Origin of the sequence: Tepidibacillus infernus (assembly GCF_048898065.1) — a bacterium.
Classification (GTDB): domain Bacteria; phylum Bacillota; class Bacilli; order Tepidibacillales; family Tepidibacillaceae; genus Tepidibacillus_B; species Tepidibacillus_B infernus.
Map to the genome: position 1 here is coordinate 814,334 of NZ_JBLWFI010000001.1, position 20,195 is coordinate 834,528.

18 protein-coding genes and 3 pseudogenes are annotated in these 20,195 nt (G+C 35.9%); 14 read left to right on the plus strand and 7 right to left on the minus strand.

From position 1 onward, the window contains the following. Window positions 1-3 precede the first annotated feature (3 nt). The 4 genes and pseudogenes from TEPIDINF_RS04210 to TEPIDINF_RS04225 form a co-directional block, all read left to right on the plus strand. Window positions 4-234, plus strand: coding sequence for a DUF896 domain-containing protein (locus TEPIDINF_RS04210; protein ID WP_068724059.1), 231 nt, complete (start codon window positions 4-6; stop codon window positions 232-234). A gap of 169 nt (window positions 235-403) precedes the next feature. Continuing rightward, the gene (locus tag TEPIDINF_RS04215) at window positions 404-1,195 is read left to right on the plus strand and encodes a VIT1/CCC1 transporter family protein (protein ID WP_068724060.1); all 792 of its coding nucleotides are present in this window, start codon (window positions 404-406) and stop codon (window positions 1,193-1,195) included. Between the two features lie 151 nt (window positions 1,196-1,346). Then, on the plus strand, window positions 1,347-1,967 hold the full coding sequence (locus TEPIDINF_RS04220) for a manganese efflux pump (RefSeq protein ID WP_421691393.1): 621 nt from the start codon (window positions 1,347-1,349) through the stop codon (window positions 1,965-1,967). A gap of 158 nt (window positions 1,968-2,125) precedes the next feature. After that, window positions 2,126-2,830, plus strand: a pseudogene (locus TEPIDINF_RS04225) (transposase); the annotation flags it as partial. Between the two features lie 264 nt (window positions 2,831-3,094). Here TEPIDINF_RS04225 and TEPIDINF_RS04230 read toward each other — a convergent pair. Further along, on the minus strand, window positions 3,095-3,319 hold the full coding sequence (locus TEPIDINF_RS04230) for a hypothetical protein (RefSeq protein WP_421691394.1): 225 nt from the start codon (window positions 3,317-3,319) through the stop codon (window positions 3,095-3,097). Between the two features lie 247 nt (window positions 3,320-3,566). Here TEPIDINF_RS04230 and TEPIDINF_RS04235 point away from each other — a divergent pair. From TEPIDINF_RS04235 to TEPIDINF_RS04270, 8 genes and pseudogenes are all read left to right on the plus strand, one after another. Next, a pseudogene (locus tag TEPIDINF_RS04235) lies at window positions 3,567-4,398 on the plus strand (class I tRNA ligase family protein); the annotation flags it as partial. 3 nt (window positions 4,399-4,401) lie between these two features. After that, entirely contained in the window at window positions 4,402-4,725 is a 324-nt protein-coding gene (locus TEPIDINF_RS04240; protein WP_201024206.1) for a class I tRNA ligase family protein, read from the plus strand. Window positions 4,726-4,764: 39 nt separating this feature from the next. Next, complete coding sequence (locus TEPIDINF_RS04245; RefSeq protein WP_068724068.1) at window positions 4,765-5,427, plus strand: Crp/Fnr family transcriptional regulator; 663 nt, start codon at window positions 4,765-4,767, stop codon at window positions 5,425-5,427. Between the two features lie 125 nt (window positions 5,428-5,552). After that, on the plus strand, window positions 5,553-7,487 hold the full coding sequence (gene cooS / locus TEPIDINF_RS04250) for an anaerobic carbon-monoxide dehydrogenase catalytic subunit (protein ID WP_068724071.1): 1,935 nt from the start codon (window positions 5,553-5,555) through the stop codon (window positions 7,485-7,487). A 141-nt stretch (window positions 7,488-7,628) separates the two neighbouring features. After that, the gene (locus TEPIDINF_RS04255; protein ID WP_068724073.1) at window positions 7,629-8,438 is read left to right on the plus strand and encodes an ATP-binding protein; all 810 of its coding nucleotides are present in this window, start codon (window positions 7,629-7,631) and stop codon (window positions 8,436-8,438) included. A 155-nt stretch (window positions 8,439-8,593) separates the two neighbouring features. Then, window positions 8,594-8,962, plus strand: coding sequence for an energy-coupling factor ABC transporter permease (locus TEPIDINF_RS04260; RefSeq protein WP_421691395.1), 369 nt, complete (start codon window positions 8,594-8,596; stop codon window positions 8,960-8,962). A 124-nt stretch (window positions 8,963-9,086) separates the two neighbouring features. Next, complete coding sequence (locus TEPIDINF_RS04265) at window positions 9,087-9,305, plus strand: PDGLE domain-containing protein (RefSeq protein ID WP_421691396.1); 219 nt, start codon at window positions 9,087-9,089, stop codon at window positions 9,303-9,305. A gap of 979 nt (window positions 9,306-10,284) precedes the next feature. After that, the gene (locus TEPIDINF_RS04270) at window positions 10,285-10,467 is read left to right on the plus strand and encodes a DUF3889 domain-containing protein (protein ID WP_068724080.1); all 183 of its coding nucleotides are present in this window, start codon (window positions 10,285-10,287) and stop codon (window positions 10,465-10,467) included. A gap of 120 nt (window positions 10,468-10,587) precedes the next feature. On the opposite strand, the gene tsaA is transcribed toward TEPIDINF_RS04270, so the two are convergent. The 5 genes and pseudogenes from tsaA to TEPIDINF_RS04295 all read right to left on the minus strand — a co-directional run bounded on the left by tsaA (window position 10,588) and on the right by TEPIDINF_RS04295 (window position 14,800). Then, window positions 10,588-11,004 (minus strand): tRNA (N6-threonylcarbamoyladenosine(37)-N6)-methyltransferase TrmO, encoded by a 417-nt coding sequence (gene tsaA, locus TEPIDINF_RS04275; RefSeq protein WP_069800015.1) that lies wholly within the window; start codon window positions 11,002-11,004, stop codon window positions 10,588-10,590. Between the two features lie 389 nt (window positions 11,005-11,393). Beyond that, window positions 11,394-11,531, minus strand: a pseudogene (locus tag TEPIDINF_RS15230) (LD-carboxypeptidase); the annotation flags it as partial. A gap of 81 nt (window positions 11,532-11,612) precedes the next feature. Continuing rightward, entirely contained in the window at window positions 11,613-11,993 is a 381-nt protein-coding gene (locus TEPIDINF_RS04285; protein WP_069800019.1) for a VOC family protein, read from the minus strand. Window positions 11,994-12,237: 244 nt separating this feature from the next. Next, a complete protein-coding gene (gene glnA, locus TEPIDINF_RS04290) occupies window positions 12,238-13,593 on the minus strand; it encodes a type I glutamate--ammonia ligase (RefSeq protein WP_421691398.1) in 1,356 nt (451 codons plus the stop codon). Window positions 13,594-13,636: 43 nt separating this feature from the next. Beyond that, window positions 13,637-14,800 carry a KamA family radical SAM protein gene (locus TEPIDINF_RS04295; RefSeq protein WP_421691399.1) on the minus strand — a complete coding sequence of 388 codons (1,164 nt, stop codon included), beginning with the start codon at window positions 14,798-14,800 and terminating at the stop codon, window positions 13,637-13,639. Between the two features lie 298 nt (window positions 14,801-15,098). Between TEPIDINF_RS04295 and TEPIDINF_RS04300 the strand changes: the two genes are divergently transcribed. Both TEPIDINF_RS04300 and bioB read left to right on the plus strand, forming a co-directional pair. Beyond that, a complete protein-coding gene (locus TEPIDINF_RS04300; RefSeq protein ID WP_068724092.1) occupies window positions 15,099-15,650 on the plus strand; it encodes a biotin transporter BioY in 552 nt (183 codons plus the stop codon). 31 nt (window positions 15,651-15,681) lie between these two features. Beyond that, entirely contained in the window at window positions 15,682-16,659 is a 978-nt protein-coding gene (bioB, locus tag TEPIDINF_RS04305) for a biotin synthase BioB (RefSeq protein ID WP_421691400.1), read from the plus strand. Between the two features lie 243 nt (window positions 16,660-16,902). On the opposite strand, the gene TEPIDINF_RS04310 is transcribed toward bioB, so the two are convergent. Continuing rightward, entirely contained in the window at window positions 16,903-20,151 is a 3,249-nt protein-coding gene (locus TEPIDINF_RS04310) for a DEAD/DEAH box helicase (protein ID WP_421691401.1), read from the minus strand. Between the last annotated feature and the right edge of the window lie 44 nt (window positions 20,152-20,195).

Here is a 20,195-nt window from a genome sequence, read left to right on the forward strand (position 1 = left end):
AGAATGAAACAAGAAAAAATAGATCGAATTAATGAACTCTCTCGTAAATCTAAAACGGTTGGATTAACCGAAATAGAAAAAGAAGAGCAATCAAAACTTCGACAAGAATATATTGCCGCTTATCGTGAGAGTTTACGTGCACAATTACATTCTATTAAAGTCATAGATGCAAATGGAAACGACATTACACCAAATAAATTAAAAGAAGCTAAATCAAAACGAAATTTTCATTAAAGAAACGAGGAGGGTGCAGATAGATAGAAACCCTCCTTTTTGTATTCATAGGGAACTTTAAAAGTAATTGAAATATGAAAAAAAGCTATATTAGCTTATAGTTCTAAAAAATATGGTAAAATAGAAATATATAATAGCTTAAAATATAATAATTAGGGGTGAAAGGGTATTGTTATCTAGAAATTTAGACAAAGCAAGAGAAGCATACAAGAGTAATAATAAAGAAGCAAGTAAAATTGTACATCAACAAAGAAAACATGCTCCTGAAGGACATAACCAAGAACAAGGCCAATACATAAAAAGTTTTATATATGGTGGGTTAGATGGTATAATTACAACTTTTGCAGTTGTTGCTGGAGTTGCTGGTGCACAGCTTTCTTCAGGTATTGTGCTAATCATGGGTTTTGCTAACCTGATTGCGGATGGTCTCTCAATGGCAATTGGCGACTATTTAAGTACAAAGGCTGAAAATGAATTTAAACAGTCAGAAAGGGAACGAGAACTTTGGGAAGTGGAAAATTTTCCAGAGGGGGAAAAACAAGAGTTAATTGAACTTTATGTGGCAAAAGGAATGGATGAATCTGACGCTAAAGTCGTTACTGAGATTATTTCCAAAAATAAAGAAGCCTGGGTTGATATTATGATGGTTGAAGAATTAGGGATTTTAGAAGAAAATGAATCACCTGTAAAAAATGCGATTGTAACTTTTATTTCGTTTTCGGTTTTTGGTTTTATTCCATTAGTTATTTATGTAGTTGCAGGCTTTACTCCAGGGATTCAAAACTTCACATTTCTTATCGCAATCATTCTTACCGGATTTACTTTATTTGTTTTAGGTGCATTAAAAGTAAAGTTTGTTGACAAGCATTGGTTTACATCCGGGTTAGAAATGCTAATTGTCGGTGGGATCGCTGCTGCTTCGGCTTATGGAATAGGGATCTTATTATCAGGATTAGCGTAAATTATATTCTAATTAGCTGAAATGGATATACAACACAAAATGTATTTAGGAACGCCTAATGGTGTTCTTTTTTTATTTATATCTAGATGAGTGACCTTCGATTTGTCCTCTACATATTTTAATAATGACAAATCATGAGAGGGGATAAACCATGGGTATAATTAGCTTGATTTTAGTAGCAACTGCAGTGAGTATTGATGGATTTTGGGGTGGATTTTCTTTTGGATTACGCAAAATCAAAATCTCATATTTGTCTTTAATGATCATTTCTTCTTGGTCTGTGGTTGGAACGATGATAACGATGGTGCTAGGTAGTAAATTGCAAGACTATATTTCATTAAATATTGGGAAATATATAGGTGCGATATTATTATTCTTATTAGGGCTATTCACCTTGATAGAGGGAGTTAAACAAAAAAAAGAAGCTAAATTAAACCAAAAAGTGATTAGTAATCTTAAAGTAAAGAATTTAATTAAAGTGATAAACAATCCGATTCTAGCCGATATTGACCAAGAAAACGATATTAAGCCGATAGAAGGAATGATATTAGGGATTGCTGTAGCTATGGATGCTTCCATTGCAGCATTTACTTTATCCTTTTTTGACTTGAATCCTTATCTTACACCATTTTTATTTGGACTAATGCACTTTATTCTAATAGGTTTGGGTAATATACTGGCTAGAAAAAATATAATCAATGTATTTGTTGAGAATTTTTCTTTGTTGCCAGGTATTATTTTAGTTACTCTTGCTATTATTAGGTTAATGTAAAAGAATTGCAAAGTTGTTTTTCTATATATCTGAATCAATTTCATAAATGAAATTCATTGATACACAAGGTTTTCAAGCGACAAAAAAAGGAGTACCTCCCCAAAATCTCGAAATAAGTAAGTGATTAGAAAACTTAAGAGATTGGAGGATGACTCCCTATGTCTATTATACGACAAGGAAGCCTGTTTACACTAGAAGAATTGTTTGATATGGAACCTACCTATCGATTTGATGCCATATTTTCAACAATTAGCATCAATACAATATTAGTGGCAGTTTCCAAAAAAACATCATATGGCGCACTAAATTATGCTGCCATGATATTCGTTAGTTGCAAGAGTAACAGAGTGTATTCCAACTATTAAAGATCTTGTTAAACGTCTAAAAAACGATTTCATATTTCGCTTAGATTGTGGATTTCATTTATCTGATGAGATTCCATCAGAAGCTTCATTTTCAAGATTTATTCGCAAGATAAAAGAAGCAAATATCCTTGAACAAATCAATAAAGACCTTATCATCCAAGCCATTGAAGAAGGCTTCGTTGAAGACGAGCATATAGCTATTGATGCTACACACATTGAATCTAGAGATCGTTTTATTCCCAGCGATGAACCTACTGACAATTCACCAATGCAACCCAAAAAGCGTGGTCGTAAGAAAAAAGAAGAACTGGAAGCTTGGCAAAAAGAGCAAGAAGAAATCGAAAAAAACTTACCCCTTGAACCCAAATGGGGAGTAAAGAAAAATTCTGAGAATATTGGTATGGCTATAAAGGACACTTTGCTGTTGGAACAAAAAGTCAATATCTACTCTTACCATTATTATCATCAGCGAATATGAATGATTCTAAAGTTGCTATTTACAATGTGCACGCTGTAACGCTTTACAAGACGTCTTCCTACTTTGAATCCAAGTTTATGCAGTTCATTTCTTATTCGCCTAACCTCAAATGAAGGCTCTTTATAGTGGATTCTATCAATAACATTCTTAATGTTGATTTCGTCTTGTGATGGATCAATTTCAACTGGCACATGATAAGCGGTCGATCTTGAAAGACTGATGAGGCTACATTGACGTTTTATCGTCAACTTTGAACCCTTAAAATCAATTAATGACTTTTTTCCTCATTTGTGAAACCTGATTGTGCTTTTTTTAAACCAATCTATATCAAGAGTTAGTTCGCCAATTTTCTTTACAAGAAGCTGCTTTTCTTCTTCATATTCTTTTTTCAGCTTTTCGATATCTTCATTTTTTTTATTGAAGACTGCTGCCATATTCCCGACGAATTCGGCTTTCCAACGACTTAAGACTGGTTGTGCGATATCATATTTCTTTGATATTTCAACCAATGTATTTTCTTCTCTTTTTACTCATCATATTTATATCATAACTTATTTTCAAGGAATTGTGTCCAACCTTATGTGTACATTATATTGCGCATGCTTTGGGGTGGGAGGTTTTATAATTACTACCATCAAACTCTTAAATCTGGTATACTCACATAGTGGGCAATTAGTAAAGGAAAGCTTATATTTAGCTTTTTATATAGAGTATTAGAGTTTTAAGGAGGGAAAATGATGCTAGATCAAAAAAACAATTGTTTATAATCCTACAATAATCGAACCAAAATGGCAAAAATTTTGGGAGGAAAACAAAACCTTTAAAGTTCTAAATGATGATACCAAACCGAAGTTTTACGCGTTGGACATGTTTTCATACCCATCCGGTGCCGGTCTTTATGTTGGCCATCCGGAAGGATATACGGCAACAGATATCGTATCACGTTATAAACGGATGAAAGGATATAATGTATTGCATCCGATGGGCTGGGACGCTTTTGGGCTCCCGGCAGAACAGCATGCGTTGGATACCTGAGAACATCCTCGAGATATTACGTTTAAAAACATAGATAATTTCCGACGTCAGATTAAGTCATTGGGATTTTCCTACGATTGGGACCGTGAATTTAGTACAACTGATCCGGATTATTATAAATGGACCCAGTGGATTTTTTTGCAACTATATAAAAAGGATTAGCCTATGTTTCGGAAGAACCGGTTAATTGGTGTCCTGCATTGGGAACAGTGCTAGCTAATGAGGAAGTTATTGACGGAAAAAGTGAGCGTGGCAGGCATCCGGTTATCCGCAAACCGATGCGGCAGTGGGTACTGAAAATAACAGCATATGCAGAGCGTCTGCTTGAAGATTTAGAAGAATTAGACTGGCCTGAGAGTATAAAAGAAATGCAGCGCAATTGGATTGGTAAATCCAATTGCGCTGAAGTATACTTTGATATCGCTGGATTTATAATGGAAATGAAGAAAAATTAAAAGTCTTTACAACCCGTCCTGATACCTTATTTGGTGCTACATACTGCGTATTGGCACCTGAACATGAATTAGTACATAAAATTACTACCGCGCGAGAAGCGATGGAACATTTTGTGCAGATGCTTTCTCCAATAGCACTGCACATTGCTGAAGAGCTATCGCAGATTCTCGGCAACACGGAAACGATAACTTACCAACCTTGGCCGGAATACGATGAAGAGCTAACTATTGAAAACGAAGTAGAAATAGTTGTCCAAGTAAACGGTAAAATTATGGAACGGGCAAATATTCCAACCGATATGGACAAGGATGCAATGATTGAAATGGCACTTGATCTGGAAAAAGTAAAAGCAGCGATCGAAGGAAAAACACTTTGGAAAAAGATTGCTGTACCGGGTAAACTGGTTAATATTGTGGTAGGATAAAACCTACCACAATTTTTTCATAGGTGAGGGGGAAGCTGGATGCCAACAAGGATGAAATTAACTGATATTGATTTGATCAATGTTTTAAGTTCTCCAGACTTGAGTGATTATTTCAAGGAGTTTCGGGAAAAACAGTTTTTTAAAAAAGAAGTAATTTTTACTCCTAATGAGCACAGTAACTTTATTTTTTTAATAAAGACCGGTCGGGTACGGGTTTATCTGGTAAGTGAAGACAAAGAATTTACGTTATCTATTTTAGAACCGGGTGATATTTTTAGTACTCATACCAGAGCATTTTGTCAAGCCTTAGAAATTACTACAATATTAGTTGCTGATATTCAGGTTTTAAGAAAGATAATCGCAGAAATACCTGATGTAGCATTAATTATGGTTCATGTGCTTGGCGATTTACTGAAAAATTCCATCACTATTATTAATGGTTTGGCTTTTAAAGAAGCTCGCATGAGATTGGCAGAATTTATTATTAAAGCTGTAGAGGATAAGGGAATGCAAACAGCAGACGGCATTAGGGTAGAAATAGGGTTAACTACTGAAGAATTGGCTATGATTATAGGCTCTACCCGACAAACAGTATCTATGCTTTTAAATGACTTTCGTAAATCAGATATCCTTAAAAAAATTGATCGGCGATCTTTCCTCATTCAAAATTTACCAAAGCTTGAGCAGTTGGCAATGGAATAAAAACAAATTTCAGATTAATTTTTATTTTTATCGAATACTGTCGGTTACCCGACAGTATTTTTTTTCTGTGCTTGCTACAATGAATGTGATAAATATCACAGTGATATATAACGGGAGGTTAAAGAATGAAGGAGAAATTATTATCAGTGGAAGATTTAACCATTGATACAGGTGTACAGCAAATGATCCTCAAGTCACGTGATGAAGGCGTTAAAACTGCATTTGATCGCAACTCGGAAATCGGTGCACGCTGTACGTTTGGAGAATTGGGGGTTTGTTGTAAGCGCTGTCTTGCCGGACCGTGCCGCATTTTACCCGGAGGTAAAGGTCCTCAAACAGGAGTGTGCGGTGCTACTGCTGACCAGATAGTAGCAAGGAACTTTTTGGAGATGGTGGCCCAAGGAATGGCTCCTCACATTGAGCATGCCAGAGAAGTTGCATTGACCCTGTTAGAAACAGCAGAAGGGAAAGCACCATATGAGATTAAAAACCCGGAAAAATTAATCAATATTGCCTCAAGATTAGGATTAACAGTAGATGGCAAAGAAATTGAGGAAGTGGCTAAAGATGTTGCTTTAAAAGCTTTGGAAAGCTTTCAACAGCAGTATGGAATACTACCTTGGTTAGAAATGAATGCTAATCAAAAAACTCTGGCAAGATGGAAAGAGTTAAATATAATACCGGCAAATGCCCATCAGGAGTTAACAGTTGCTATTAATCGTGTAACCATGGGCTCCGATGCCGATCCGGTCAACCTGTTACTCGGTGTTATGAGATTAGGTATAACTGACGGATATGCCGGATTACACCTGTCTACTGATTTACAGGATGTTCTGTTCGGTACTCCTGGTCTAGTGAAGTCCAAATATCGTTTAGGTGTAATTAAAGAAAAAATGGTGAATATTTCTGTACATGGTCATATACCTATGCTTGCAGATAAGGTGGTTGAGTGGGCAGAAAAGCTTGAAGATGAAGCTAAAGCTGTTGGCGCTGAAGGGATTAACGTATTTGGAATCTGCTGTTCAGCCAATGAAGTTTTAATGCGCAAAGGTATACCTGTAGCAACTAATTTTGCCAGTCAAGAAGCCCCCATTTTAACAGGCGCTGTTGAAGCTATGGCAGTTGACATTCAATGTGTAATGCCTAGTTTACCTACGGTGTCAAATGATTACCATACAGAGGTAATTACTTCCCTCCCCTACTCCAAAATCCCGGGGGCTTCTCATATTGAATTTACTCCGGCAAAGGCTGACGAGGTGGCACAAGCCGTTGTCCGTAAAGGTATAGCTAATTTTGGGAAAAGAGATCCGGAAAAAATGCAAATTCCACCGGAAATTGTTGATGCTTATGCCGGATTTTCTACTGAACAAATCGTCGAGGCTCTCAAAAATGTAAACCCGGAAGATCCGTTAAAGCCATTAGTAGACAATATTAAGGCCGGTAATATTTTAGGTGTTGTAGCGTTGGTAGGCTGTACAAATCCAAGGGTTAAGCAGGATTGGGCAAATGTAGAAATGGCAAAGGAACTGCTAAAGCATAATGTGATGGTTGTGGCTACAGGTTGTTCCGCCCATTCTTTAGGTAAATTCGGATTACTATCATCTGAAGGATTGGAGTACTGTGGTGATGGATTAAAACAGGTTCTTACAGCTGTTGGTCAGGCTAATGGTATGGAAGCTCTACCTTCTGTTCTGCATATGGGTAGCTGCGTTGATAATTCACGCATAGCTGACTTGGTAAGTGCTTTAGCTGATTATATCGGTGTAGAAGCAAAGGATTTACCTGTTGCGGGTTCAACGCCTGAAATAATGAATCCTAAAGCATTAGCCATTGGTGCTTATTTCCTTGCTCATGGTGTAGACGTCCATGTTGGGATTATGCCGCCTATCGGTGGATCAGAGTTGGTTACTAATGTTTTAACGGGAAGTAAAGAAGAACATGAATTAACAACTGATGGTCTATTTGGAGGAAAAGTAATCTACGAGAAGGATCCTATCGAAGCAGCGCATGTGGTAATAGAAAGAATAAAGCAAAAAAGAGCTGAACTATTTGGAGAGTGAACTCGTTCAGCTAAAGCTGAACATCGGGGAATCAGGTGGAGAGTCCACTCCACCTGATTAATATCCCACTTATAGAAATGGGGACTTAGTCCCATATTTAAAAGATAAATACAAATTCAAAAATTATAGGGGCTGATATCATTGTTAGATAAAGGAATGAAAATTGCTGTATCGGGTAAAGGCGGAGTAGGAAAGACTTCTCTTTCCTCCCTCCTTGCACATATCTTTGCGCAAGAGGGAAAGCAGGTTTTAGCAGTTGATGCCGACCCGGATGCCAATTTCGGGACAGCATTGGGTTTTCCGCAAGATATACTGGATAAATTGACTACTATTGCTGAAGATAAAAAATTAATTAAAGAGCGTACCGGTGCAGAACCGGGGAAAACCGGTCAGGTATTTTCACTTAATCCCCGTGTTAGTGATATTCCGGAAAAATATGCAGTAGAGCATAACGGAATAAAGCTAATGCAAATGGGGAATGTAGTGACAGGTGGTGCCGGATGTGCGTGTCCGGAAAATAGTCTTCTAAAACAGTTACTTCGTCATCTTGTTGTTAAGGCGGATGATACCGTGATTGTAGATATGGAAGCGGGCTTAGAACATCTAGGACGCGGAACCGCTGAAGGAGTGGATGCATTTATTGTTGTGGTTGAACCGGGGCAAAGGAGTTTTCAGACAGCCAGGGCGGTAGTGAAATTAGCTCAAGACTTAGGAGTTACAAAAGTTTATGCAGTCGCAAACAAGGTTCGTTCCGGTGATGAAGAAATCATTAAAAAATCCTTAGACTTTATACCTATTTTAGGAATAATGCCATATGACCCGGAAGTAATTTCTGCGGATTTGTCAGGTGCAGGTGTTTTTCATAGCGCTCCAAAAAGTGTTGAATTTGGTTACAAAATATATGAACGATTATTAGAAGAAATGACCAATACCGAGGAAATGGCAATTTAACATTTAGAAAGTAGGGGGAAATATGCATATACCTGACGGAATACTTGAAGTGGAAGTTTGGGGTACTGCTACAATATTAGTAGGAGCCGTAATGTATAAAGGAGTTAATTATTCAAAAAAATATGGAAAGGTATATGGATCCAGTTATGGGGGTAATGGCAGCCTTTATTTTTGCATCTCAAATGATTAATTTTCCTTTACTTGGTGCTGCTGCTTCAGGGCACTTAATTGGTAGTGCTCTGGCAGAGATCTTATTTGGCTTTTGGCCTGCATTTATTATGACGACTGTTATTACTATAAAGGCTTTTATTTTTCAAGATGGAGGTATTTCCGTCTTGGGTGTTAACATTCTAAATATGGCAATAATTGCTCCTGCATTAGCAGTGTTAATTAAAAAAATCGCACGTATTGTTCATTTACCGATATTTTTAACAGCCTTTTTAAGCGGTTGGGTATCTGTTGTAGGAATTTCCTTTATGGGGGCTTTAGAATTAGCATTATCCGGGGTAGTGCCGTTTTTTTAGCTGCAAAGATTCTTTTCCTTTGGCATGCATTAATTGGAATAGGTGAAGGTTTAATAACAGCTTTATTACTTCCTTTTGCTATACGCTCTTCTTTTAAACTTATCAGTGAGGAGGCAATGCCATCGTGAAAAAGGTACTAATGGTTTGGTTTATCATTACAATATTAGTTGGGGGCTTTCTATCTTTACTATCTTCATCTTTTATCACCGGCACATTGTCCAATTATACGGTTTTTGGTATGGATTCTTGGCTGGGGTCCAGTTTTGCCGGCTTGACAGGAGTTCTTTTAACTTTTTCTTTATTTTTAGTACTTGGTATATTATTAGGAAGAAATAGTAAATGAATCTATTGATTGAACATCCTACTCTACGAGTAATCACTTCTTTGTTTATAATCTTTTTTGGGTTTTCAATTAGCCGGATAGATCCAATTCTGCTTTATTTAATTTTCGGGCAGGCTTTAATATTTTTAAGTAAAGTACCTCTTTCCTATTTTTGGCGTCGTTTACATTTTATACTGACATTTATTATATTTACAATGATATTCTTTCCTTTATATGAAACAGGAAGGGAAATTCAGTTTCAAAATCTCAGTATTTCTTACGATGGTCTTTTAAAAGCTATTATTTACTCTGGTAGATTATTATTTACTGTACAAATTCTTACTTTAATGCTTTACCGATTACCGCTGTCTATATTTTTCAGACACTATTTTAGCTGAAGGTTCCAGGTATATTTTTGGAATTACTCCTTTAGATATAACAAGAGGTTTTAAGAGGTTTTAATATGATTTTTATCGGGTGAATAAATAGCAATAGAAATTATGAAGACTTACCCTTGCCACTATTAAGTTAATATAAAATTTAAAATTAAATATAGAGGAAAAAAGTAGATTATAATAATATTATGTTAAGTAACAGCTGAGAAAAAATTAATGAATAAATATAATTCAATGGTACAAATTAGTAATGAACACAAGGAATAAGAGGTCATTTTTAATTATAAAATAAATTTTTTATCCAACAACCAGATAAAACGACCTCAGGAAGTATCGTAAGACGTGTAGGAAAAGCACAAGCACAGGCGGATAAAGAAATGGTTATCGAGTTAGATGAAGAAGCTGCATCTTTGCCAGAAAGTAAAAAAGTAGATTATGGGAAAAGAACGGGAAACGGATAGCTTTGTGCGAACCAAAAGTTATAATGACGGCTCAATTAACTGCAGATTTTGGGGTCCCGCCAACATTTTAACGGAAATATACACTAAGCCTACGATCACGTCCAGCTTGATGTTTTTTCTTACTCTAAGCCGGGTCTGGGCGAAATGACCCGAACCAGCAGAACTGAAATAAATCCTGAAGTTGCACAGGAAACTTTTAAATTATGGTTAATAAAAGATCCTCAAAAAATAGGCGATAAAAAAGAATTTGGAGTATATGCAAGAATTAGATTTCGTTCAAAAAACGATCAAGTGATTAGATTAGAATTTGAAGAAACAGATCGTTAGGGGATTAGAAGATTATATATAAATTTCATAACAAATTTTGGGGAAAAATAGTATTTTTTAACGTCCTATAATATATATTATGTTAACTAGAAACAAAAATTATGAGGACGAAACCTGTATTTATGGTAAATGAGTAGAATCAACACAGTCGATTTCAACCGAGTACGGCTTAATATCCAGAAGTGGAGTTTGATTTAAAGCTTCCAATCCTTTTACAGTTATTTTATTACCTTCAATTTTAATTACCTCAGCAATAGAAAAAGCAATTGGGTTGGGTCGATTAGGAGAACGAGTAGCAAATACTCCTTTTTTTTCATTGCCTTCTCTAGGTTTGATAAACAGTGGATTTCTTCGATTTGCTCGATCAAACCAATAAAGGATAATCAGATGGGAGACGTTTTCTATTCCTTTCATGCCTTCCATATACTCGACAAATACTTCTATTACTTGTGTTTCATCAGATAACCTTCCTTGTCGTGGAGCATCGAATCTTTCTTTGTAATTGCTATGGATGACACCGATTTGAACCAATTCCATTTTACTCACCTCATTTTATTAACTTTTCTTTGGTATAAATTTCCTTATCCTCAATATACCAAAAAGACTTATTTTTTGTACAATTGATAAATGCCGTCTAGGCTTAGCAAAATTCATGTAGAAAGCTATGCATTATTACTGTGACCATCATGAGGAATAATGAAGCTAACCCTTGCCAATTCGCAGGGGGTTATTTCTATTTATTCTAATTCTATTTGTAATTCTTTATAGCTACAGAGACATTGGTCAAGTGCATATTGGCGTAATCCGTCATTCTTGTACTTAATTCTAATGCGCGTTTATAATCGGGACCAAGTATTAAATCTATATGGGCTTAAGATACCTGCAACAAAAATGTAATCTGAGGATAAGTATGTCCAAAATCGACATCGCAACAAATTCAATGTACATAGATTTCCACCAATAATAACTCCTTCTGCTGTCATCAGTGCTTTTTGAAAATAATCGATAGTATATTCCATTCCTTTTAATATTCCGAACGTAGAAAAGTGAGGGCCTGAATAAGATGGAGAAACAACACGAATTTCATCCCCTCGTTTTAATTTGTTTGGTATCATGTTCGCAACCTCTTGTAATAATAAAAACGATTATTTGTCTTCACGAAGTAGATATTTATTGCCATCTTGGTCTTTAAACGAAAACATTTTCCCATACGGCATCTTCATCATTTCCCCTACTTCAACACCATTTTCCTTCATTTTTGTGAAAGCATTTTCTATGTCAGTGGTACTTAGTATGACATTTGGATGGCAAACGTTCATAGATGGATTTTGAGCCTTCATTACATTTTTGTCATATAAAACAAATGTCGTAAATTCACTCTCACTTGGACCCACTTCTAACCATGTCATATTTGGTCCCATTGGCTGTTCAAATTTAACTACAAAATTTAATTTTTCTGTCCAAAACTTTTTTGCTTCCTCTTGATTATTTACATATAACGTGATTTTTCCGATTTTATTAATCATATGTATGACCTCCTAGAAAATATCGTGAATTAATATAATTTCCCGTATGCCCTATTTTATCACTAAAATGTTACTTTTGAAACTTCACAGAAAACTTATCTGTACATGGTTTAATAAAAATTTGAGCATGGAATAACCATGCTCTAAATTTTAGCTTAATGAATTATCATCCGAATTATCATCATTTTTCACACCATTTCAAATGCATTTTATTAACGAAGAAGTCCTGCAACACTTTCTTTTTCTAGTATTTTTTTAAATACTGATCGATTTCCCAGTGATGTACTTCCCTTGCGAATTGATCGGCTTCTAACTGTTTTGCCTCAATGTATGTGGTAAATGCGTGTTCACCCATTACTTCCTTTACTAGTATATCCTTGCGCATATATTCTAACGCTGAATGTAGGTCTCTAGGGTATCTCTCTGTTTCTAACACTGGTAGATTTTCGATAACGTCAGTTACATCTCCATCAAATTCTTCTGGAGGAGTCATTCCCTTTTTGATCCCCTCTAACCCTGCTTTTAACATTACTGCAAAGACTAAATATGGGTTTGCGGTTGGGTCAGGGTTTCTTAACTCGATTCTTGTTCTCTTTCCACGTGCATGGGGAATTCGAATGAGTGCAGATCGATTTCCTCTCGACCAAGAGATATTCGTAGGTGCTTCAAACCCAGGAATTAACCGTTTATAGGAATTAATTGTCGGGTTCGTAATCGCCGCCATTCCTTTTGCATGCTTTAGTAAACCCCCAATATAATTCTTTGTAATCTTGCTAAGTTCTAAAGGATCTTGTTTATCATAAAACACATTGTTTCCTTCTTTATCCTGTAATGACTGATTACAGTGCATGGCATTACCATTTTGATTGGCAAATGGCTTCGGAATAAATGATGCGTATAATCCATGCTTATTTGCAATGTTTTTCACAATCATTTTGAACATCATCCATTTGTCAGCAATAGATAACGCATCACCGTATTTGAAATCCACCTCATGTTGTCCAGGTGCAACTTCATGATGGGCTGCTTCAATATGAAAACCAAACTTTTTCATCGTGAGAATAATGTCTTGACGTGCATCTTCCCCTTTATCTATTGGAGATAGATCAAAATACCCTGCATGATCGTGAATGTTAAAAATCGGTTCTCCTTTTTCATCCCGATAGAACAAAAAGAATTCCCCTTCAGCACCTACATTAAATTGGTAGCCCATTTCTTCTGCTTCTTTTAACACTCTTTTTAAAGTATTGCGCGGGCATCCCATAAATGGTTTTCCATCTGTTCCATATACATCACAAAAAAAGTGAGCCACTGATTTTTCATTGGGCCTCAAAGGAAATACTTGAAATGTTGTTAAATCTGGCTTCAAATACATATCGGATTCCTCAATTCGTGCAAATCCATCAATCGAAGAACCATCAAACATCAATTTCCCATTCATCGCATCATCTAATTCGTCTTTATGAATAGTCATATTCTTCGCAAATCCAAAAATATCCGTAAAAATTAACCGAATGAATTCGATGTTATGTTCCTTTACTTTTTTCCAAATGAGTTCTTTTGCCTGTTGCTCTACATTTAATTCCAAGGTAGAAGCCACGAGAACCAACCACTCCCATCATATATTTTTTACTTTGTATCGATTATCCATTAATCGCTTTCACAGATTGTTCCTCTTTTTCCCATACAACCTGCTGCCGTTTTTTCTTTGGTTTGTTCCAATATTGTTCATTTCCTGGTAGATCATCAAACCAAGTTGCATCTTTTGGGCAATCAAGTACCATGAATTTCCCATATTCGCCATGTTTAGATTGATGATATTTTAAATAAGCTTTGCCATCTTCAATCGCTAGGATTTCAATTTTGCCAGAAGAATGACTCATAGATAAACGCACCCGTTTTCCTAATCCGGATGTTCTTGCTTTTGCTTGTTCTACAATCCGGTATACACGTTCAAGTGGAAGAACAAAGTCATGGTTTCCAGCAACAGGGCGGTTGATAAAGAAATAATATGGAGTAACACCTGCCCAGGATAACTTATCTAATAATTCACCAAGAACTACAGGGTCGTCATTAATTCCTTTTAGAATAGGGGTTTGATTGACTATAATCGCCCCTGCTTCATGCAATGCCTGAAATGCCTTTTTCGCTTCGTAAGTAATTTCTTGTGGGTGATTAATATGTGCCATGATATAGATGCGTTTTTCTGGGGTTGAGAACTCTTTGATCAGATCTAATAATGATTGATCTTCGTAAATCCTCATGGGGTTAAAAACAGGGAGTTTGGAACCTAGACGAATAACTTTGACATGGGCAATCGAACGAAGTCGTTCAATAATCATTCGTAGCTTTAGGGTTGCAAGGATAAGTGAATCTCCTCCTGTTAACAACACATTATTGATTTCAGGATGTTCACTGATATATTGAATTCCTAGTTCTACATCACTCATTGCTTCTTTAATATCATTTCGGAATAACCGTTTTCGGAAGCAATAACGACAATAAGCACCACACACTTCAGAGACAATTAACAGTGCAGTGGTTTTGTACTTATGCTGACATCCAGGGACGACATAATTGGACTCTTCATCGGAAGCATCCCAACGACCATATTCCATCAATTCGCCTTGATTAGGAATCACCAATCTTCGTATTGGATCGTTCGGATCTTTCCAATTAATCAGACTTAAGTAATACTCATTGGCTCGAAATGCAAATTTTTTGGTAATTCGTTTAAGGATTTCTCTCTCCTCTTTTGGAATCTGAACAACTTGGTCAATGTCCGTAATATACTTTGGTTGTGCCATTAAATTCCTCCTTAGTTTTTATATTTTTTACTTACATTGTTTATTATAACAGCAAAATATGTAAATAGTCAAAAAATACATAAAATTATAATACTGTTCATATCCAAAATCAACTTCTTCACAATATTTTTCGATTAATCCATCAAACGTTTCTAAGAATTTTGGCTCCATCGTCTACACTTTAGTAAAGAAGAATCAACCTTTTAATTGTTAACCTATTTAATAATTATGGTTGACATATATTTTAGAGCGTATTATGATAATTCTAAATTAATCGACAATATAGGGGGAGATTTTGATGAGTACAAGAAATTGGGTTTTTGCTGCGATGATGGCTACTATTACTGCCATTCTGGCACAATTAAGCATTCCGATTGGACCAGTACCGATTACTTTATCTATTTTTGGTGTATATCTAGCGGCTGGACTACTTGGCGCTAGACTGGGAACAATCTCTATGATTATCTACGTTCTTTTAGGTGCCATCGGAGTTCCTGTGTTCGCTAATTTTTCTGGAGGGGTTCATGTTTTATTAGGGAAAACGGGTGGTTATCTTATTGGTTATATTGTGGCTACATACCTTATTGGAAAACTGTTTGAAAACTCGAAGGGTAAATCTTTACGTTATCGTTCGACACATTTTGTTATTATCTCTTTAATAGGTCTTATCTTTATCTACTTATTTGGGGCAGTGCAGCTTAAGTTAATCCTTCATCTTTCTTGGTCTAAAGCTTTTGAATTTGGTGTAGCCCCATTCATACTACTTGATATCGTGAAAATCGTTATCGCTTCAATGATCATTATCCCAATTAAACAAAGTCTCAAAGCGTCTAATTTAGTATTTGAATAAAGCAACTAGTTAAAAGAAATGGGGGAATTATATGATTCAAACCTTAAAGGAGAAAGTTATATCAGGCCATTTCATTTCAAAATATGAAGCTATCTCTTTATCGAATATTGAGGGCACAAATCTAGAAGAACTTTTAAATGCAGCAAACGAGATACGAGAATTTTATTTAGGTAATCAAGTAGATTTATGTACGATTATGAATGCAAAATCTGGCAGTTGCTCTGAAAACTGTAAATTTTGTGCACAATCTGGTCATTATAATACCGACGTTGAACAATATCCCTTAGTAGACGCGGATACTGCATTATCTCAAGCAAAAAAGGTTGAACAACAAGGAGCTCATCGTTTTTCACTTGTGACAAGTGGTAAAGGAATTGGTGATCGCGATTTCACTCAAATTTTAGGTGTTTACAAAATATTAAAAGATAACACATCAATTCAACTCTGTTCTTCCTTAGGTATTATTTCTTTTGATAAAGCAAAATCATTAAGAGAAATCGGCGTAACCACCTACCACCATAACCTAGAAACAAGTCGCCATTTTTACCCATTTATTTGTACGACACATAGCTATGATGATCGAATTAAGACGATAAAACAAGCACAAAATGCTGGACTTAACATTTGTAGTGGTGGAATAATCGGAATGGGTGAAACAATGGAAGACAGAATTGACATGGCTTTAGATTTACAACAATTAAATGTAAAATCGGTTCCAATTAATATTTTAACGCCAATACCTGGTACCCCACTAGGTAATACACCGCCTTTAGAAACCAGTGAAATTTTAAAAACAATAGCCATTTTTCGTTTTATACTTCCTACCGCTCATATCCGTCTAGCAGGCGGAAGAAAACTATTAGGTATGAACCAAGCTAAAGGTTTTCAATCTGGAGCAAGCGCTGCGCTTGTGGGAGATTATTTAACTACGGTAGGAAACAAAATTACTGACGATATAAAAATGTTAAAACAAATGGGATATGAAGTAACAAGGGAACTTGTCGTGTAAGCGATAAATTTTTTTATTCATTAACTCTGCGTGAATGAGTCCAATGTCCTAAAATTAAGATTTCTTCATTGGTTGCCCGTTAGCTACTAGGCTACTAGGTGACTTGGCTCTTACCTAGGTTAGATTTTTATTAACTAGCAATTAATGGCTTGCTGGGCACGCAAAATAACAAAAACCCCTTCTCACAATCGTCAAAAAAATATACGATTGTGAGAAGGGGTTTTGATATTAATCATATTTTCCTTAAATTTCCAATATCTCTTGCAATTCTTCTTTAGTTAAGCTTGTAATCATTTGTTCACCAGTTTGAATCACTTTTTCAACTAGTTCTTTTTTCCGTTGCTGCAATTCGTAAATTTTCTCCTCGATTGTGCCACTGGTGATAAGGCGCATGACTTGGACGATTTTTTTTTGTCCCATCCGATGTGCTCGCCCTGTTGCTTGTTCTTCTACGGCAGGGTTCCACCATAAATCAAAGAGGATTACCGTGTCTGCGCCTGTCAGATTTAAGCCGGTTCCTCCCGCCTTTAATGAGATTAAGAAGATCTCCTTTTCCCCACGATTGAAATCATTAGCCATCAAAACTCGTTCTTTGCCTGGTGTTTGGCCATCAAGATAAAAATAGTCCAATCCCTTCTCCTGCAATCTTTGGCCAATGATTTGAAGCATGCTTGAAAACTGTGAAAAGATTAATAATCGATTCCCGTTTTCTAACGAGGTCTCTACTAATTCTATGAGCTGTTCTAACTTTCCTGATTCACCTGTATAGTTCTCCAAAAAAAGCCCTGGATGGTTGCAAATTTGTCTAAGTCTAGTAAGACCGGCCAAAATTTTGATTCGGTCTTTATTAAACCCACCCGATTGGATTGATGTTTTAGTTTCATTTCGAATTTTCTCCAAATAGCCGAGATATAACTCTTTTTGCTGTTTTGTTAGCTCAGATACTTGAACGGTTTCGATTTTATCAGGAAGTTCTTTTAGAACGTCTTTCTTTACACGTCTTAAAATAAATGGTCGAACCATTTTTGAGATTTTCTCAGGCGCAATGGATTTAAAAGCCGATTTATTTGGGAAAAATCCCGGTAAAATGACTTGGAAAATAGCCCACAACTCATCAATCGAGTTCTCAATCGGTGTTCCGCTAAGGGCAAAACGTTGACTTGCTTGAATCTCCTGTACGGCTTTAAAAATCTTCGTCGTTGGATTTTTCATCGCTTGTGCTTCATCTATGATAAAGACAGAAAATTGCTTTTTTTTGTATAGGTCAATATCTTGGCGCAACATAGGATAAGAGGTAATCCAAACATCGATTTCGTTTGAAAATTGAATAAGTTCTTTTCGTTCCTCTGGATTGCCGTCAATAATTCTTACTTTTAATTCAGGAGAAAACTTTTGAAATTCATTTTTCCAATTGTAGATGAGGGATGCAGGAGCAACGACCAACATAGGTTGAAGCTCTTTTTTCTCTTTTTTTTCTGATGTCATAAAAGTTATGGCCTGAATGGTTTTACCCAGTCCCATATCATCAGCGAGGATTCCTCCTAAGCGGTAATGAGACAATGTTTTCATCCATTGAAAGCCAAAATTCTGATAATCTCGTAACGATGCCTGTAATGATTGGGGTATATCGAAATCTAACTGATCAGGATTTTTAAAATTTTTAATGAAATGGCGAAAGGTTTTCCCGAATCGAATAGATGAATCTCGACTACTGCTAACAATGTCATCAATCAGCATTCCTTTAAATAACGGTCGTTTGATCTCACCCTTTTGTAATTCTGATTTTCTAATGTCTAGCTCATCGATCAATTGATGAATGGTTGCGAAATCGTCATCATCAATGGGAACAAATGTCCCATTATGAAGTCGATAATATCTCTTCTTTTCTATGACTGATTGAAGGATATTTTGGACATCTTGCTGGTCTATTCCACTAATATCAAAACGAACATCAAGCCAATCCCCGCTCGAATCAAGATCAATAGAAACAACAGGCTTTTGCTGTTCTGGAATCATTAATAAGCGAGCGGAACGGGTCAAGTAAATTTCCGCTTTTTCTTCAAGGAGAGGTAAGGTATGGTAGAGGAATTGATAGAGATCCTCCTCTCCTACAAGGTATAACTCTTTTCCATTATATTTCAATGGAGCGCCTTCCAAAATGCTCATGATTTCTTGTTCTTTGACAATATCACGAATCAGAATGGTCTCCTGATTCTCCGTAGTCTCTGTCGTTTCTAATAAAAATGGGTTGAGTATCCGATCCCCATATTGATATTCTAAGTTCACATTTAGGATATCCTGGTTATAATCAATCCATATTTTCGTTTTAAGATCCGGTGCAAGAATTTGATCAGAAATGGTTTCGTCAATTGTCAAAGTGCCGATTTCTTCAAGTGCAGGTGTGACATTGGATAAGAATGGTTCAATTTGATCTTTAGAGATAAGTAAAGAACTATCTCTCTTATTTTTCATGAGAGAAAAGAAATCTTTCATTAGTTTTTGTTGAATAGCAGAAAGTTTATAAAATGTCCCTTTAAAATACAAATATCCATACGGTTCAAATAATATAGCTGATGTTATATCGTTTAGCTTTAATTCGAAATCCTCTTCCTTCCCCTTTTGTAACTCAAAGGAAAACGGTAACTCTTCTTCATTACAAACGTCAATGGTTGGAACCGAATGGGGTGGATATTCAAACCTTGTCTCTCGATCTTTTAATTTCAACAGCAGTTCGTCTACAACGATTGGGGGGATGATCATTTCTCGACTTTCAGTATACGAAGTATGTCTTTGATAGGGCGATGCATCTAGATACAATTGTTCATTTTTTGCAATGGCACGTAAAATTTTCAAAATCTCTTCATCTTCTTTAGAAAAAGCATGTTCAGCTGGTTCATAACTAAAATTTGCCGTAAATACATAGGATTCATGATCACTGGCTCTTAGGAAATCCTTTATATTTTTTACTACGTATGTTCGGTTTAGTCCCGTTTTCATCTCAATCGTCAGGTAATTTTCACTATAATAGGGATAATGAGATTTTGCTTTTAAGATATACTCCACCATAAGTTGATCTTTAGCAGAATTGGTATTTCGAATCTCAGTGTATTGTCTTTGAGAAAAAGTCTCAATGAATCGTGTCGTTTGTTCATTGTCTCTTTTTCTAATCGGGTTCTCTTTTAAATGGACGTTTTCTATTTGTTCACGATGTCTCACCATTTCTAGCAAAACAGCAACCTCATGCTTACACTGCCCAAATTGTTCATAAGCCAAGCAATCACAACTAGAGTCTATATAGTGATCATGCAGTTCTACCGTTACATAATAGGTATCATTACCAAGAACGTTCCCAACCCAACACTCATCTTTCGGTTCATAATATAAAGTTTTTACACGGCCTTGTTTAAAATAGGTAAGTCCCCGTTCATATGCTGTATGATTGAACATCTGTTTAATGGTTTCTTTTGATAAAATTGAAGCTGTAGGTGTCATTTGGCATCACTTTTCCCTTTGATTTATCACAATATAACCAATAT